Annotated in this window: 14 protein-coding genes; 9 read left to right on the forward strand and 5 right to left on the reverse strand. The window is 64.2% G+C overall.

All coding sequences use genetic code 11. The features are described from left to right. Positions 1-9: 9 nt before the first annotated feature. The gene (locus VME63_RS13015; RefSeq protein ID WP_325433782.1) at positions 10-1,245 is read right to left on the reverse strand and encodes a parallel beta-helix domain-containing protein; all 1,236 of its coding nucleotides are present in this window, start codon (positions 1,243-1,245) and stop codon (positions 10-12) included. 277 nt (positions 1,246-1,522) lie between these two features. Here VME63_RS13015 and VME63_RS13020 point away from each other — a divergent pair, with 277 nt between their 5' ends. From VME63_RS13020 to VME63_RS13030, 3 genes are all read left to right on the forward strand, one after another. Beyond that, positions 1,523-1,723 carry a hypothetical protein gene (locus VME63_RS13020; protein ID WP_325433783.1) on the forward strand — a complete coding sequence of 67 codons (201 nt, stop codon included), beginning with the start codon at positions 1,523-1,525 and terminating at the stop codon, positions 1,721-1,723. Between the two features lie 101 nt (positions 1,724-1,824). Further along, complete coding sequence (locus VME63_RS13025) at positions 1,825-2,460, forward strand: DUF5671 domain-containing protein (RefSeq protein ID WP_325433784.1); 636 nt, start codon at positions 1,825-1,827, stop codon at positions 2,458-2,460. Further along, positions 2,457-2,906: a hypothetical protein gene (locus tag VME63_RS13030; RefSeq protein ID WP_325433785.1), complete on the forward strand. Its 450-nt coding sequence runs from the start codon at positions 2,457-2,459 to the stop codon at positions 2,904-2,906. Before VME63_RS13025 ends, VME63_RS13030 begins: the two co-directional genes overlap by 4 nt. Before the next feature lie 29 nt (positions 2,907-2,935). Here VME63_RS13030 and VME63_RS13035 read toward each other — a convergent pair whose 3' ends face one another. Continuing rightward, positions 2,936-3,682, reverse strand: a complete 747-nt coding sequence (locus VME63_RS13035; RefSeq protein ID WP_325433786.1) for a glucose 1-dehydrogenase — start codon at positions 3,680-3,682, stop codon at positions 2,936-2,938. A gap of 114 nt (positions 3,683-3,796) precedes the next feature. Between VME63_RS13035 and VME63_RS13040 the strand changes: the two genes are divergently transcribed. After that, positions 3,797-4,168: a helix-turn-helix domain-containing protein gene (locus VME63_RS13040; RefSeq protein ID WP_325433787.1), complete on the forward strand. Its 372-nt coding sequence runs from the start codon at positions 3,797-3,799 to the stop codon at positions 4,166-4,168. A gap of 8 nt (positions 4,169-4,176) precedes the next feature. On the opposite strand, the gene VME63_RS13045 is transcribed toward VME63_RS13040, so the two are convergent. From VME63_RS13045 to putA, 3 genes are all read right to left on the reverse strand, one after another. Further along, positions 4,177-5,256, reverse strand: coding sequence for an AraC family transcriptional regulator (locus tag VME63_RS13045; RefSeq protein WP_325433788.1), 1,080 nt, complete (start codon positions 5,254-5,256; stop codon positions 4,177-4,179). 157 nt (positions 5,257-5,413) lie between these two features. Continuing rightward, positions 5,414-6,154 (reverse strand): TlpA disulfide reductase family protein, encoded by a 741-nt coding sequence (locus VME63_RS13050; protein ID WP_325433789.1) that lies wholly within the window; start codon positions 6,152-6,154, stop codon positions 5,414-5,416. A gap of 152 nt (positions 6,155-6,306) precedes the next feature. Continuing rightward, positions 6,307-9,510: a bifunctional proline dehydrogenase/L-glutamate gamma-semialdehyde dehydrogenase PutA gene (gene putA, locus VME63_RS13055; protein ID WP_325433790.1), complete on the reverse strand. Its 3,204-nt coding sequence runs from the start codon at positions 9,508-9,510 to the stop codon at positions 6,307-6,309. 350 nt (positions 9,511-9,860) lie between these two features. Between putA and VME63_RS13060 the strand changes: the two genes are divergently transcribed. The 5 genes from VME63_RS13060 to VME63_RS13080 are packed head-to-tail and all read left to right on the forward strand — an operon-like array spanning position 9,861 to position 14,247. Beyond that, positions 9,861-10,358, forward strand: coding sequence for a DUF2244 domain-containing protein (locus VME63_RS13060; RefSeq protein ID WP_325433791.1), 498 nt, complete (start codon positions 9,861-9,863; stop codon positions 10,356-10,358). 47 nt (positions 10,359-10,405) lie between these two features. Beyond that, positions 10,406-11,395, forward strand: coding sequence for a cytochrome c oxidase subunit II (coxB, locus tag VME63_RS13065; RefSeq protein ID WP_325433792.1), 990 nt, complete (start codon positions 10,406-10,408; stop codon positions 11,393-11,395). A 59-nt stretch (positions 11,396-11,454) separates the two neighbouring features. After that, complete coding sequence (gene ctaD / locus VME63_RS13070; protein ID WP_325433793.1) at positions 11,455-13,080, forward strand: cytochrome c oxidase subunit I; 1,626 nt, start codon at positions 11,455-11,457, stop codon at positions 13,078-13,080. Between the two features lie 57 nt (positions 13,081-13,137). Further along, entirely contained in the window at positions 13,138-13,320 is a 183-nt protein-coding gene (locus tag VME63_RS13075) for a hypothetical protein (RefSeq protein ID WP_325433794.1), read from the forward strand. A gap of 39 nt (positions 13,321-13,359) precedes the next feature. Beyond that, a complete protein-coding gene (locus VME63_RS13080; protein ID WP_325433795.1) occupies positions 13,360-14,247 on the forward strand; it encodes a cytochrome c oxidase subunit 3 in 888 nt (295 codons plus the stop codon). The last annotated feature ends 181 nt before the right edge of the window (positions 14,248-14,428 follow it).

Consider the following 14,428-nt stretch of genomic DNA (forward strand, 5'->3'; position numbering starts at 1 on the left):
GCGACGCTCTCAGACTTTCGGTTCGGGGTTCAGTGTGACCGGCGGCAGCTTGGGCAGGGTGCACTGGTAGGGCTTGGTGTCCGTGCTGGGATTCTTGTAGCCGTGCGGACCATCGATGTTGAGCACGCCGTTGACGTCCCGGATGCAGATGCGATCGCCGGGCGGCGGCAGGCCATCGACCCCGTCCTTCGGATCGGCATACCCGTCCCAGACCACGTCGGGGAATTTGCCGGTGAGGCCGTAGACGGCGGTCTTCAAGGCTTTCAGCTTCAAGCCATCGGGCGAATCGCCGCCGCCGGTGATGTGGTTGCCGTAGACGTAGATACCTTTGGGATACGGGTTGTAATCGGCGGCGACGCCGCGCGTGTTGTAGTAATTGGTGGAGAAATAGCTGGAGATGATGATGCTGGCGGTCTGGTTGTCGGCGATGTCGTTGTCGAAAATCTCCACCTTGTCGTTGGAGTTGACCACGATGCCCGAGCCCGCCGGCACGCTGGCTACGGCTGCGCCTTTCTTGGCGAAGTTGCCCGTGTTGTTGGCCAGTACCTTGTTGTGGAAAACGCGCGTGGCATGTCCGGCCTGCGACAGGTTGGGCATGTTGAAGACCAGGATGCCGCCGGTATTTCTGGTGGCGGTATTGTCGTAGACATCCGCGTCCACCGAGTTCTCGATCTCGATGCCGGCCACGTTCTGCTCGGCGCGATTGCGGCGCACGACGATGTTGTTGGACTGGCCGACGTAGATGCCTGCGTCGGAGGCGCCAATCACCACCGAATCTTCCACCAGCACGTTTTGCGTTTTCACCGGATACAGGCCATAGGCGCCATTGTTGCCGCTGGGGCCGTCGGTCCACTCGATGCGCACGCCGTGGATGGTGATGTTCTTGCCCTGGTTGATCTTCAGCGCGTCGCCCATAGTGTCTTCGATGGCGAGGTTCTCGATGGTGAAGTCATTGGCATTCACCAGCAAGCCTTCGGGGCCCACCACCTGGCCCTTGAAAGACAGCACGGTTTTGTCCATGCCGGCGCCGCGAATCGTCACGCCATCGGTGCGCAGGCTGAGGCCGCGCTTGAGCGCGAAGTGGCCGGCAGGAATGTCGATGACGCTGCCGGGTCTTGCGTCCAGCAGTTGCTGCTGAAGCTTGCTTTGGAACGATTGATCGGCCTGGCTCTGCTGCGTGGCGTCCTGGTGGCCGCAGGCGGCGAGCAACAGTGCGATGCCGAAAAGCGTATGGGTCTTGCGCATGGCCAGATCTCCCCTCGCGCCCTGCGGCGCGGTATGCGCTGCACTGTCCCGCAAGTGCGTAGCGGCGGGGAGGGCATAAGGGACGTGCACGGGGGGCAATCAGGCCAGCGTGTAGAAAAGGTGACTGGCTCAGAGGGGCCTTGGTGGCCCGTGATGCCCTGGCCTGTGGCGCCGGCTACCTTGAAAGAAATTCAAAATCATGTTGCAGAGATATCGCTTTTAGAAGGCCATCGGCCGTCTTACCTTGAAGGCATATCAAGCATCCATGGAGGTCGTCGTGCGTGCGTTCCCGGTTTCCCGGCTGTTTCAGCAGATGTTTGGCGCCGAAGGCGGCAAGGCGCGCAGGGTGTCCGCCAGCGCGGCGATGGCGTCGCCATCGTCAGGTACCAGGCGCCCCGGCCAGGCCCGCGCCCAGGCGCCCAGGCGGCTTGCACGTTTATGCCTGGGCATCGGCGACGGCAGCGTGCACCGCCAATAGATCGCCGGCGCGCAACGTCGCCGGCACGCGCAGGCTTTGCCTTGCCCGGCCATGTCCTCGTGCCATAGTGTGACGCACGCATACAAGGAGCGGGGGCAGGCATGGCGAGCGCGACACAGGATCTGGATCAGTTTGTGCGCGATGCCTTGTTGCGCGGGTGTTCGCGCCAGAGCATCGAAAAGGCGTTGCTCGATACCGGTTGGGCGCCGGAACAGGTGAGCGGTGCGCTGGCCGCGTACGCGGACGTGTCGTTCGCTGTGCCCGTGCCGCGGCCGCGCGCTTATTTGTCGGCGCGGGAAGCGTTTTTTTATCTGGTGCTGTTCACCACGCTATATCTGAGCGCCTATCACCTGGGTAGTCTGCTGTTCGATTTGATCGACCGGCATTTCCCCGATCCGGCCATCTACCGTTATGGCGCCGATGAAGGTATCCGCTGGTCGGTGGCCACGATCATCATTGCGTTTCCGGTGTTTCTGCTGCTTTCGGCGAAAATCGGCCGCGAGTTGAAGCAGCAGCCGATCAAGCGGCAGTCCGCCGTGCGGCGCTGGCTGACCTATCTGACGTTGTTTGTCGCCGCGGTGGTGTTGCTGATCGATCTGATCACGCTGGTCGATAGCCTGCTCGGCGGCGAGGCGACAATGCGCGTGCTGTTGAAGATCATCGTGGCCGGCACGATCGCAGGCGTGATTTTCGGCTATTACCTGCGCGATCTTCGCCGCGATGAGCAGGTGTCATGAGTGATGGCGTGCTGGGGCGATGGCTGTTGGGCGTGGCGTCCGTGGTGATGATCGGCGCGGTGCTGGCCGGGCTCGACGCGGTCGGTACGCCAGCGCGCCAGCGCGCGTTGCGGTTGGACCAGGCGCGTGTGCAGGATCTGGGCGTGATTGCGCGTGGCGTGCAGAACCACTGGAGGCGTTATCACGTTCTGCCAGTGGATCTGGGCGCCTATGATGTCAGCGGCGGTCGCGGCATCGATCGCGCAACCGGCAAGCCTTATGCGTACAGCGTGCTCAGCGACGAAAGCTATAGCCTGTGCGCCACGTTCGACCTGGCTTCGGATGCGGGCCATGGCGGCCGCAGCAATCCGTACACGTACGTGCCGGATGCGCCAGGGTGGCAGCATCCGGCAGGCCAGCATTGCTTCGTTTTTCTGACCGACCACGGCCCCAGCCCCGCCAAGTAAACGCGGGGCTGTTGCCCAGGCGCAAACAATCAGCGCATGCCGCCAGCGGCGTACAGCTGCTCGCCGGTCAGCCAATAGGAGTCGTCGGACGCCAGGAACACCGCGATCGACGCGATATCGTTGGGCTGGCCGATGCGGCCCAGCGGCGTCTGCGCGGTGGCGTTGTTGTGGAAATCCGAACCGATGAAGCCGGCCGCATGCGTGCCTTCGGTTTCGACCATGCCGGGGTTGAGCGCATTGACGCGAATCTTGCGTGGACCAAGTTCACGCGACAGCACGCCGGTGATGGCATCCACCGCACCCTCGGTGGCGGTGTAGACAGCACTCCCCGGAGGCGTGATGCGGGTGACCAGCGAGCCGATATTGATGACGCTCGCGCCCTCGCCCAGGTGCTTGGCGGCCGCCTGCGTGGTCAGCAACAAGCCCAGCACATTGACGTTGAACTGCTTGTTGAAATGCGCCTCGGTGATCTCTTCCAGCGGCGCGAATTCATAAACGCCGGAGTTGTTGACCAGAATGTCGAGGCGGCCGAACTGCTTCACCGCCGCCTCGACCAGTGCTTGCGCATCGGCAGCCTTGGACACGTCGCCGCCCGCGGCCACGGCCTTGCCGCCGGCCTTGGTGATCTCGGCCACCACGGCCTCGGCGCCGGCCTTGCTGGACGCATAGTTGACCACCACGGACGCGCCTTCCGCGGCCAGTGCCTTGGCAATGGCCGCGCCGATGCCCTTGGATGCCCCGGTTACCAGGGCGACTTTACCTTTGAGTTTGCTCATGACGATGCCTGACCTTTGCAGTGAGTTGCGGGAGAAAAGCGGAGTTCTCGGATACCGTAGTTCGTAACCTATGAACTATGGAACTAGAAATCAAGGGGCTGGTAAAATGGCCCCATGCGGCCGCTGATTCACCCGTCCATCGAAGACATCACCGTCGAGGGCATCCTCCATGCCCTGTCCGATCCCGTGCGCGCGGCCATCTATGCGGAGCTCGCCGTCTCCAGCGGCGCCACCTGCTCGAACTTCCTCAAGGTCAGCGATCGCGACATTCCCAAATCCACGCTATCGCAACACTTCCGTGCGCTGCGCGAAGCGGGGCTGATCCGCAGCGAGCGGCAGGGCGTGGAAATGCGCAATTCCACGCGCTGCGCGGAGATCGAGCAGCGCTTTCCGGGCTTGCTGCCGGCGATCATGAAAGCGCACCAGGCGCAGGCCGCCGGCCGCATGCGCGCGGCGAAACGAAAGCCGAAAAGCGCGGCGGACTGACCGGCGCCTCAGGTAGGCATGCTGCGCCGCGCGAGCTGCGGCGGCATGCCTGTCCAGCGCTTGAACGCGCGGCGGAATTCGCGCGGGTCGCTAAAGCCCAGCTCGATGCCGATCTGCGCCACGCTCATCTTGCCCGCATGCAGCAATTCCAGTGCGCGCTCGGCGCGCACGCGATCGTGGATCTCGCGAAAGATACGGCCGCTCTCTGCCAGTCGCCGGCGCAGCGAGCGTTCGCTCAAGTGCAGTGTGCGTGCCACCTCGGTAAGGCGCGGATGTTCGCGCAGGCGGCTGCGCAGCAGGCGCTCGACCGAGCCGACGATTTCGTCCGAGCCGGTGGTGCCGCGCAGTTGCTGATGACATAGCGCCAGCGCCTGCTTGGACGTGAGCGGGTTATAGCCCGGTAGCGGATGGTCGAGCCAGCGGGCGTCCACCAGAATGCGGTTGTACTGCGCGCCGAAGCGGACGTCGCATTGAAACACCGCGCTGTAGTCGCGTGCATAGGCGGGCGCCGCATAGGTGAGTTCCAGCCGCACCAGGTGCAGGCCCGGGCCGACCAGCTCGCGCGCCAGCGCAAAGCTGCTGGCGAACATCTCTTCGCACATGAAGGGCAGCAGTTCCACTTCGCCGAAGCGCGGCCATGCCTGCAGCGCCACGGTCTGGGTGTCGATCACCACGAAATCGGCATCGAGCAGGCTGCCGCTTACTTTGTGGTTGGCGATGCCCACGCTCATCGCTTCGCCGAAGTTGCGCGAGGTCATCATGGCCAGGCCCAGCAGGCCGAAACTGCCGACCGTCTGGCTGCGCCCGATCTGCAGGCCGAGCGCGGGATCGCCCATGGCTTTCAATCCACGCCAAAGTACGCTGCGCGCCTGGCGATAGGAAATACGCACACTGGGGTCGTTGATCTGTTGTCGCGTGATGCCCAGGCCCGCGAACCACGTGTCGCAAGCGATGCCGCGCTGCGCGGCAAGTTCGGTCAAGTGCACCAGCACGTTGGGTGGAATGTCGGCCGCCAAAGCGCGCGGATCGGGTTCCATCGACGACCACACGCGCCGCATGGGCTGCGTTGCTGATATGAGTTCAGACATGCCCCACCATCCCCCGATGCCGGCCATCTCTGGCGCAGGGAAGTGTTCTAGCACGTATGCCTGCGAGGTGGTTGGCGCGCCGCACAAGCCCATCGCGTGCGCCTGTTAACGAACGGCGCAGAGGATGTGCACGGCAGGTGACGGCTTGAAGGAAAACCTAGCCGCCGTGTGCGGAACTTACGTATTTCCACTGTTCGATCCAGCCTTCCAATTCGGCCAGTCGTCGGGCGGGTTCTTCATCCATGCTCGTGCCGACTGCGGCGCCGGCTACGCGGCCGGAAGGGTCCAGCAGCATCAAGGTGGGATAAATGCCCACGCCGAGCGTATCGGTCAAGCCCTGGCCGTCGTGCAACACGTTCCAGGTCAAGCCGTGCCGGTTGACGAAATCCTGCGCGGTGTCGCCATCTTCGAACGTCACGGCAACGAAGTTCATCTCGCCGTGTTTGCGCGCGTAGGCGTTGAGCGTGGGTACTTCGGCGATGCACGGCGCGCATTCGGCGAAAAAGAAACTCACCAGCGTGTAGCGGCCGTGGAAATCGCCTAGCCGTTGCACGTCGCCGCGCAGCGACGGCAGCTCGAACGGCGGGAAGGCATCGCCGCGCCCGAACGCAAAGCGTCCCGGCTCGCCGGCGTGCGCGCCGGCCGGACGCAGGCGCAACACCGCACTGCCGGTACGGCTGTCGCGGGTCATGCTGTAGGAGCGGCGCTGATGTAGCTGTTGCGCGAATGCGGCGTAGTCGAGCGGTTTGCCGTTGGCGTCGAGGTAGCGGATGTGCACTCTGGTGCCGAGCTGGAGCAAGGCGAGGAAACGCGTTTCCTCGCCGCTCGTGGTGGCCGCGTGCAGCGGTGCGACCTGTAACAGCGCGAATAGGGATGCAAGCAGCAGGACGTAACGCATGGCGTTCAATATTCGGATGACTACATGCCTGCCGAATTAACCCCCTCCCCTGCGTGCGGCAGGGGAGGGTTGGGGAGGGGTAAGGCCCTTCGGCGGAGCAAGAGCGTTACCTCCTGCCAGCCTCCTCTGCAAGCAAGGGGAGTAGTGGTGGATCACTCCCCGATGGTCAGCAGCGACGCATTGCCACCGGCCGCCGTGGTGTTGATGGTCAGCGTGCGCTCGCCCGCGAAACGCAGCAGGTAGTGCGGGCCGCCCGCCTTCGGGCCGGTGCCGGACAGGCTTTCGCCGCCGAACGGCTGCACGCCTACCACGGCACCGATCTGGTTGCGGTTGACATAGCAGTTGCCCACGCGCGCGTGGCTGCGGATGTATTCCACCGTGTCGTCGATGCGGCTGTGCACGCCCAGAGTGAGGCCGTAGCCGGTGTTGTTGATCGCATCGACGACTTTGGGCAAGTCGCTGCCCTTCCAGCGGATCACGTGCAGCACGGGGCCGAACACTTCGCGCTTGAGCACGTCCAGCGAAGGGATTTCATACGCGCGCGGCGCGAAGAAGGTGCCGTTGGACGCAGCGGACGCATCGAGCGTGGCTTGGGCGATCAGCGAAGCTTCCTTGTCCATGCGCGCGGCGTGGTCGTTGAGGATCTTCAGCGCGTCCTCGTCGATCACCGGGCCCACGTCGGTGGAGAGCTGGCCCGGATCGCCCACTTTCAGTTCCGCCATCGCGCCGGCCAGCATGCCGATGACCTTGTCGGCGATGTCCTCCTGCACGAACAGCACGCGCGCGGCGGAGCAGCGCTGGCCGGCGGACTGGAATGCCGAGGCGACAACGTCCTTGACGATCTGCTCGGGCAGCGCCGAGGAGTCGGCGATCATTGCGTTCTGGCCGCCGGTTTCGGCGATCAGCGCGGCGATCGGCGCGTTGCGCGCGGCCAGTGCGCGGTTGATCGCCCAGGCGGTTTCGGTGGAGCCGGTGAAGGCGACGCCCGCCACGCGCGGATCCTTGGTGAGCGCCGCGCCGACCACGGCACCGTCGCCCGGCAGATACTGCAGCACGTTGGCCGGCACGCCGGCTTCGTGCAACAGCTTTACGGCGGCGTGGCCGATCAGGCTGGTCTGCTCGGCGGGCTTGGCGATCACGCTGTTGCCGGCGGCCAGTGCCGCGGAAACCTGGCCCAGGAAGATCGCCAGCGGGAAGTTCCACGGGCTGATGCACACAAACACGCCGCGGCCGTTCAAGTACAGCTGGTTGCTTTCGCCGGTCGGGCCGGGCAGCTGTTCCGGATGGCCGAACAGGCGGCGCGCCATCGCGGCGTAGTAGCGCAGGAAGTCGGCGGCCTCGCGGATTTCGGCGATCGAATCGGGCAGGCTCTTGCCCGCTTCGCGCACGCACAGCGCGATGAATTCGCCGCGACGCGCTTCAAGCAGTTCGGCCGCGTGTTCGAGGATGGCGGCGCGACTGGCGGCCGGCAGGCGGTCCCAGTCGGGTTGCGCGGCGACCGCGTTGGCTAGCGCCTTGTCTGCCAGCGCGGCATCGGCGGGAACATAGCTGCCTACGTTCTGGCGGCGATCGGCCGGGTTGGTGACCTGCACCGGCGCGCCGTTGCCCTGCGCGCCGACGACCAGCGGGCTGGCCGTCCACGTGCCGGACTTCGCGTTGACCGCCTCGGCGAGGGCCTTCAGTTCATTGTCGTTGGAGAAGTTGACGCCCATGGAATTCTTCCTGGATACCCCATTGCCATGCTGCGCGGACGCAGCGTTTTCAACGTAAAGATTGACCGGCAGCGGAATGCGCGGATGCGCATAGCTGCCGTGATTGGCGGCCGCAAAACGGCGCACCGTTTCGCACGGATCGGCCACCAGATCGCGCACGGGCAGCGTTTCGTCCACTACGCGATTGACAAAGCTGGTGTTGGCGCCGTTCTCAAGCAGGCGGCGCACCAGGTACGGCAGGAGATCCTCGTGCGTGCCCACCGGCGCGTACACGCGGCAGGGCACGTTGAGGTTGTCCTTGCCGATCACTTCGGCGTACAGGTCCGTGCCCATGCCATGCAGGCGCTGGAATTCGAACGGACGTCCGCGCGCGATGTGATGCACGGCGGCGATGGTGTGCGCATTGTGCGTGGCGAACTGCGGATAGATCAGCTCGCTGCCGGCATCGAACAGCTTGTGCGCGCACGCCATGTACGACACATCGGTGTTGGGCTTGCGCGTGTACAGCGGATAGCCGGACAGGCCCAGCTCCTGCGCGCGCTTGATCTCGGCGTCCCAGTAGGCGCCCTTGACCAGTCGCACGTACCAGCGGCGGCCGGTGGCGCGCGCGGTTTCGATCAGCCAGTCGATCACGAACGGCGTGCGCTTGGAATACGCCTGCACCACGATCCCCAGGCCGTTCCAGCCCTTAAGCGACGGGTGCGCGAACACCTCGCCGATGATGTCCAGCGAAAGCTCCAGGCGGTCGGCTTCCTCGGCGTCCACGGACAGCGCGATGCCTTGCTTCATCGCCAGCTGCGACAGTTCCAGCAGCTTGGCGGCGAGATCCCGGCGCGCACGCTCGCGGTTGGCCACTTCGTAGCGCGGATGCAGTGCCGACAGCTTTACCGAGATCGACGGCGCATCGGTGTGATTGGCGAACGGCCCGCGGCCGCCGATCGCCGCGATGGCGTTGCGGTAATCCTGCTGGTAGCGCTCGGCGGTATCGCTGGTGAGCGCCGATTCGCCGAGCATGTCGTAGGAGTAGCGGTACACCGCGTATTCGGGTTTCGCGCAGCGGTCGAGCGCGTCGCCGATCGTCTGCCCCATCACGAACTGGTGGCCCATGATGCGCATCGCCTGGCGCACGGCCAGGCGGATCGCCGGTTCGCCCGCACGGCCGACCAGGCGGCGCAGCGCGCCGGTGAAGTCGTGGCGCGTTTCCTCGGCCAGGTTCACCAGCTTGCCGGTAAGCATCAGGCCCCAGGTGGAGGCGTTGACGAACAGCGACTCGCTCTGGCCCAGGTGTTTTTTCCAGTTCGCGTCGCCGAGCTTGTCGCGGATCAGCTTGTCGGCGGTGGCCTTGTCCGGAATGCGCAGCAGCGCCTCGGCCACGCACATCAGCAGCACGCCTTCCTCGCTGGACAGGTCGTACTGGCGCATGAAGGATTCCACCGCGCTCTGGTCCTTGGCGCGGGCACGCACGCGGGTGACCAGGTCGGCGGCCAGGCCGATCACCTTTTCGCGCTCGGCGGGCGGCAGCGTGGCCTGGGCGAGCAGGTCGTTGACCGCTTCGGTCTCGTCGCGCAGCCAGGCCGCGGTGATGCGTGCGCGAGCCGGCTCGGCGCCGGTCGGCAGTTCGGGGGTGAGGATGGGTTGGGTCACGGGGCGCGGGCGCGGGGCTTGGGTGGTGAGGAATTGCGAATTGTACGGTGGGGCGTGGTGGGGCGCATCCGTACCGCGGGGTAGGGGGCGCCGGCATGGCGAGCGGGAGCGATGAGGCCGCGCCGGCCGGCCGCGACAATTTGTAGCAACCCCGGTACGAATGCGCCGCGCGCATTGCAAATGCGCGACAGCATTTGGCGCAGGCGCCCGCGTTCGCAAAATCGGCGCACTTGGCCGCTTTTCGCCGCGCGCGCGCAGCGATCTGTCGCGGTTTGCGCACGTTGCGCCCATCCTTGCCCGATGTGGCGCCGCAGCCTATGATCGGGACGTTCCAGGCACGCCGGACTCTCATGATCGTGCTTCGACCAGCCCTCGGCGGCCTGCCGTGCGTGTTGTGGCTTCGGCCCAATCGCGTGCTAAGCCGGCGCGGCCTGCGTCGCCTGATCCTGGTGCTGGCTGCCCTGGCGTTGATAACGGCAGGTCTGGAAGTGTGGCAGGGCGATGTGTTCGCTCCGCTGTTCAACCTGATCGAGGCTTGTGCCATGGCCATCGCGCTGAGCGTGGCCTGGCGGGCCGGCGACCGCAGCGAACGCATCACCCTCGACGCCCAGTCGCTGGAGGTGCAAACCCTGCCGGGGCGCCGTTGCATGCGCTTCCAGCCCTACTGGGTGCGCGTGCTGCTGGAGTCAGGGGAGGGGCGTTACCGATTGTTGTTGTCGTCGCATGGACGCAGGCTGGAAGTTGGGGCTTTCCTCGCCGAGGAGGAGCGCGCCCAGTTGTTCCGGAAACTCAAGGTGCTGCTGGCCGATGTCCAGGCCCAGCCGCGCGGTGGGGGAAGCTCCGAGTAATTTTGCAAACCAGTCAGAGCATCCCTAAGTTCAACAAAGGTGCAAACATGACAGCTGGCGGCATCGGGCATTACGGCAGTAGACCAAAAGGTTTCAAGGCCAAAGGTTTCAAGCACGTAGTCGGGGCGTTGGGGGTTTTGGCCCTTGGGTTGTTCGGCGGTACCGTCCTGGCCAATCCGGAGCCGGGGCAGCTCAATCTCACGCCGGGCGTGACGACCTATTCGCATGTGCCGTATATGCTCAACAACGTGGCGCTGGGCGTCTGCGTGGTGATCGGCATCCTGGTGTTCGGCGCGATGTTCATCGCCATGTTCCGCTTCCGCAAGTCGCGCGGCGTGGTGGCGCAGAAGTGGTCGCACAACACCACGGTCGAAATCATCTGGACCGTCATCCCGGTCATCATTCTCATTACGCTTGCGTGGCTGGCCACCGACGGCCTGCGCCAGTTCTCCGACACCACCGGCGCGCAGATGACGGTGAAGGTCACCGGCTATCAGTGGAAGTGGCGTTACGACTACGTCGACTACCAGGGCAAGGCGATCAGCAACGTCGGCTTCATGTCCAAGCTCGACGACCAGAGCAACGCCACACGCCAGCTCAATTCCGGCCTGGATCCGTATGCGGTGAAGGTCGATGGCTACAACACGTATCTGTTGAACGTGGACCACCCGCTGGTGGTGCCGGTGAACACCAAGATTCGCTTCGTGATCACCGCGGACGATGTGATCCATTCCTGGTTCGTGCCTGCGTTCGGCTGGAAGATGGACGCGATTCCGGGCGTGGTGAACGCCGCGTGGACCAACATCACCGAGCCTGGCATCTATCGCGGCCAGTGCGCGGAGCTGTGCGGGCAGGATCATGGCTTCATGCCGATCGTGGTGAAGGCCGTGTCCAAGGAAGACTTCGCCAAGTGGCTGGCCGATCAGGAGAAGCCCGCCGCGCCCACCGCGCCGGCAGCGGCTTCCACCGCCGCCTCGCCCGCGCAGGCGGCGGCGCAGGCTCCGGCGCACGCTCCCGCGCACGCGACACAAGGTTGATTCATCCGGCCGCTTACGCCGTTCTCGACAACGCAAATCTTAGGTAGAGGTTCAAGGTTATGGCCCAGGCAGCCGCCCACGACCACCATGATGAGCATCACCACGAGCATCACGAACACCAGAATTTCTTTCAGCGCTGGGTGATGTCGACCAACCACAAGGACATTGGCACGTTATACCTGGTGTTCTCGCTGCTGATGTTCTTCATCGGCGGCAGCTTTGCGATGGTCATTCGCGCGGAGCTGTTCAAGCCCGGCATGCAGCTGGTGCAGCCGTATTTCTTCAACGAAATGACCACCATGCACGCGCTGGTCATGATCTTCGGCGCGGTGATGCCGGCCTTCGTGGGTTTGGGCAACTGGATGATCCCGCTGATGGTGGGCGCGCCGGACATGGCGCTGCCGCGCATGAACAACCTGTCGTTCTGGATCCTGCCGTTCGCCTTCGCGTTGCTCTTGTCCACGCTGTTCCTGCCCGGCGGCGGTCCGGCCGGCGGCTGGACGATGTATCCGCCGCTGTCGCTGCAGAGCGCCTCGCTTGCCTACGTGGTGTTCGCGATACACTTGATGGGCATCAGCTCGATCATGGGTGCGATCAACATCATCGCCACCATTCTCAACATGCGCGCGCCGGGCATGGATCTGCTGAAGATGCCGGTATTCGTGTGGAGCTGGCTGATCACCGCGTTCTTGCTGATCGCGGTGATGCCGGTGCTGGCGGGCGCGGTGACGATGCTGCTCACCGACAAGTACTTCAATACGCACTTCTTCGATGCCGCCGGCGGCGGCGACCCGATACTGTTCCAGCACGTGTTCTGGTTCTTCGGGCATCCGGAGGTGTACATCATGATCCTGCCGGCGTTCGGGATCATTTCGGAAATCATTCCGACCTTCGCGCGCAAGCCGATCTTCGGCTACAAGGCGATGGTGTTCGCGATTGCCTCGATCGCCTTTCTGTCGTTCATCGTGTGGGCGCACCACATGTTTGCGGTGGGCCTGCCGCTGGGCGCGGAAATCTTCTTCATGTATGCGACCATGCTGATCGCGGTGCCGACCGGCGTGAAGGTGTTCAACTGGGTCGCCACCATGTGGGGCGGCTCGATGACGTTCGAGACGCCGATGCTGTTCGCGGTGGCGTTCGTCATCCTGTTCACGATCGGCGGTTTTTCCGGCCTGATGCTGGCGCTGGTGCCGGCTGACTTCCAGTATCACGACACCTATTTCGTGGTGGCGCACTTCCACTACGTGCTGGTGACGGGCGCGATCTTCGCGATCATCGCGGCGACTTATTACTGGATCCCCAAGTGGACCGGCCATATGTACAGCGAGTTCTGGGGCAAGATGCACTTCTGGAACTCGGTCATCTGGGTGAACGTGCTGTTCTTCCCGCAGCATTTCCTGGGCCTGGCCGGCATGCCGCGCCGCATTCCCGATTACAACGTGGCGTTCGCCAATTTCAACATGATCAGCTCCATCGGCGGCTTCCTGTTCGGCGCCTCGCAGCTGATTTTCCTGGGCGTGCTGATCCACTGCGTGTGGTTCTCCAAGAAGAAAGCCACCGATCGCGTGTGGGAGGGTGCGCGCGGGCTGGAGTGGACGCTGTCCTCGCCGCCGCCGCATCACAGCTTCACCATCGCACCGGAAATCCACGACGAGGAACTCGCCCATGGCCATGTCGAAGATTAATGGCCTGTCCAGGGTTTCGGCGCGGGCCACACTGAAGCCCCAGGGCAGGCTGCCGGCATGAAGCTCGATCATCGCGCATTGGAGATGGGACAAGAGCTGCGCCTGCGCCGTGCCCGGCGCACGGCGGCGATCATCGGCATCGTCGCCTTCGCCGTGTTCGTGTTTTCCATCGGGCAGATGCTCTGGCTGCAGCACCATCCGAAGATTCACCAGCAGCAAATCGATTCACTCATGCAGTAAGGCACGTAGGTCACCAGGAACGTCTACGGGAAACACATCATGGGTCAGCAGCACGACATCTACTACGTACCGAGCAAGAGCCAGTGGCCGATCGTGGCCGCGGTGGTGATGTTCCTCACCATGTTAGGTGCGGCGCATTGGCTCAACGCGGAACCGGGCGACACCGGCTTCGGCAAGACGGTGCTCTTGATCGGCTTCATCGGCATCTTGCTGATGTTCTTCGGCTGGTTCCGTTCGGTGATCCACGAATCGATGGCCGGCAGTTACAACAGCCAGGTGGATCGCTCGTTCCGCATGGGCATGATGTGGTTCATCTTCTCCGAGGTGATGTTCTTCGGCGCGTTCTTCGGCGCGCTGTTCTACATCCGCATGTTCTCGGTGCCGTGGCTGGGCGGCGATGGCCATGGCGTGCTCACGCATCAGTTTCTGTGGAGCAACTATGCGGCCTCCTGGGGTTCGGGCGGCGGCAACGGCCCCGCCCATATCGGCGGCAGCTTCGAGACGGTGGCGCCGTGGGGCCTGCCGCTGCTCAATACGCTGATCCTGCTCAGCTCCAGCGTCACCGTGACGATCGCGCACCATGCGCTCAAGGCGGGTCATCGCGGCAAAGTGCTGGCGTTCCTGGGCGTGACCGTGCTGCTGGGCGCCACCTTCCTGTTCTGCCAGGCGCACGAATACATGGAGGCGTACAAGGAGCTGAACCTCACGCTCGGTTCGGGCGTGTACGGCTGCACCTTCTTCATGCTTACCGGCTTCCACGGCCTGCACGTGACGCTGGGCACGATCATGCTGGCGGTCATCTGGCTACGCGTGCTGGCCGGCCATTTCACCAAGGAAAACCACTTCGGCTTTGAGGCGGTGGCCTGGTACTGGCACTTCGTGGACGTGGTGTGGCTGGGCCTTTTCATGTTCGTCTACATTCTCTGAGCGCGCGCCGCCCGGACAGCAAAAAGCCCGCCAGATGGCGGGCTCAGACTGCTGACGAACCCCGTGTTTTACGAAACACGGGGTTCTCTGTATCAGGCCCCAGTGAAAGCATGATGGCGGCAATGAAAAGCGATCGCCCCGATCGTGATCGCCGCCTGACGCGGCTGAGGGGGGCTTGCAA

It is taken from the genome of Dyella sp. (assembly GCF_035503745.1).
Taxonomy (GTDB): Bacteria; Pseudomonadota; Gammaproteobacteria; order Xanthomonadales; family Rhodanobacteraceae; genus Dyella_B.

What these genes read in the sequence shown, in the direction of transcription:
- VME63_RS13050 (WP_325433789.1), bottom strand. Translation starts at nt 6,154, where the DNA reads ATGCGTTACGTCCTGCTGCTTGCATCCCTATTCGCGCTGTTACAGGTC.
- VME63_RS13045 (WP_325433788.1), bottom strand. Translation starts at nt 5,256, where the DNA reads ATGTCTGAACTCATATCAGCAACGCAGCCCATGCGGCGCGTGTGGTCG.
- VME63_RS13060 (WP_325433791.1), top strand. Translation starts at nt 9,861, where the DNA reads ATGATCGTGCTTCGACCAGCCCTCGGCGGCCTGCCGTGCGTGTTGTGG.
- coxB (WP_325433792.1), top strand. Translation starts at nt 10,406, where the DNA reads ATGACAGCTGGCGGCATCGGGCATTACGGCAGTAGACCAAAAGGTTTC.
- VME63_RS13025 (WP_325433784.1), top strand. Translation starts at nt 1,825, where the DNA reads ATGGCGAGCGCGACACAGGATCTGGATCAGTTTGTGCGCGATGCCTTG.
- VME63_RS13030 (WP_325433785.1), top strand. Translation starts at nt 2,457, where the DNA reads ATGAGTGATGGCGTGCTGGGGCGATGGCTGTTGGGCGTGGCGTCCGTG.
- VME63_RS13075 (WP_325433794.1), top strand. Translation starts at nt 13,138, where the DNA reads ATGAAGCTCGATCATCGCGCATTGGAGATGGGACAAGAGCTGCGCCTG.
- VME63_RS13015 (WP_325433782.1), bottom strand. Translation starts at nt 1,245, where the DNA reads ATGCGCAAGACCCATACGCTTTTCGGCATCGCACTGTTGCTCGCCGCC.
- ctaD (WP_325433793.1), top strand. Translation starts at nt 11,455, where the DNA reads ATGGCCCAGGCAGCCGCCCACGACCACCATGATGAGCATCACCACGAG.
- VME63_RS13080 (WP_325433795.1), top strand. Translation starts at nt 13,360, where the DNA reads ATGGGTCAGCAGCACGACATCTACTACGTACCGAGCAAGAGCCAGTGG.
- VME63_RS13040 (WP_325433787.1), top strand. Translation starts at nt 3,797, where the DNA reads ATGCGGCCGCTGATTCACCCGTCCATCGAAGACATCACCGTCGAGGGC.
- VME63_RS13035 (WP_325433786.1), bottom strand. Translation starts at nt 3,682, where the DNA reads ATGAGCAAACTCAAAGGTAAAGTCGCCCTGGTAACCGGGGCATCCAAG.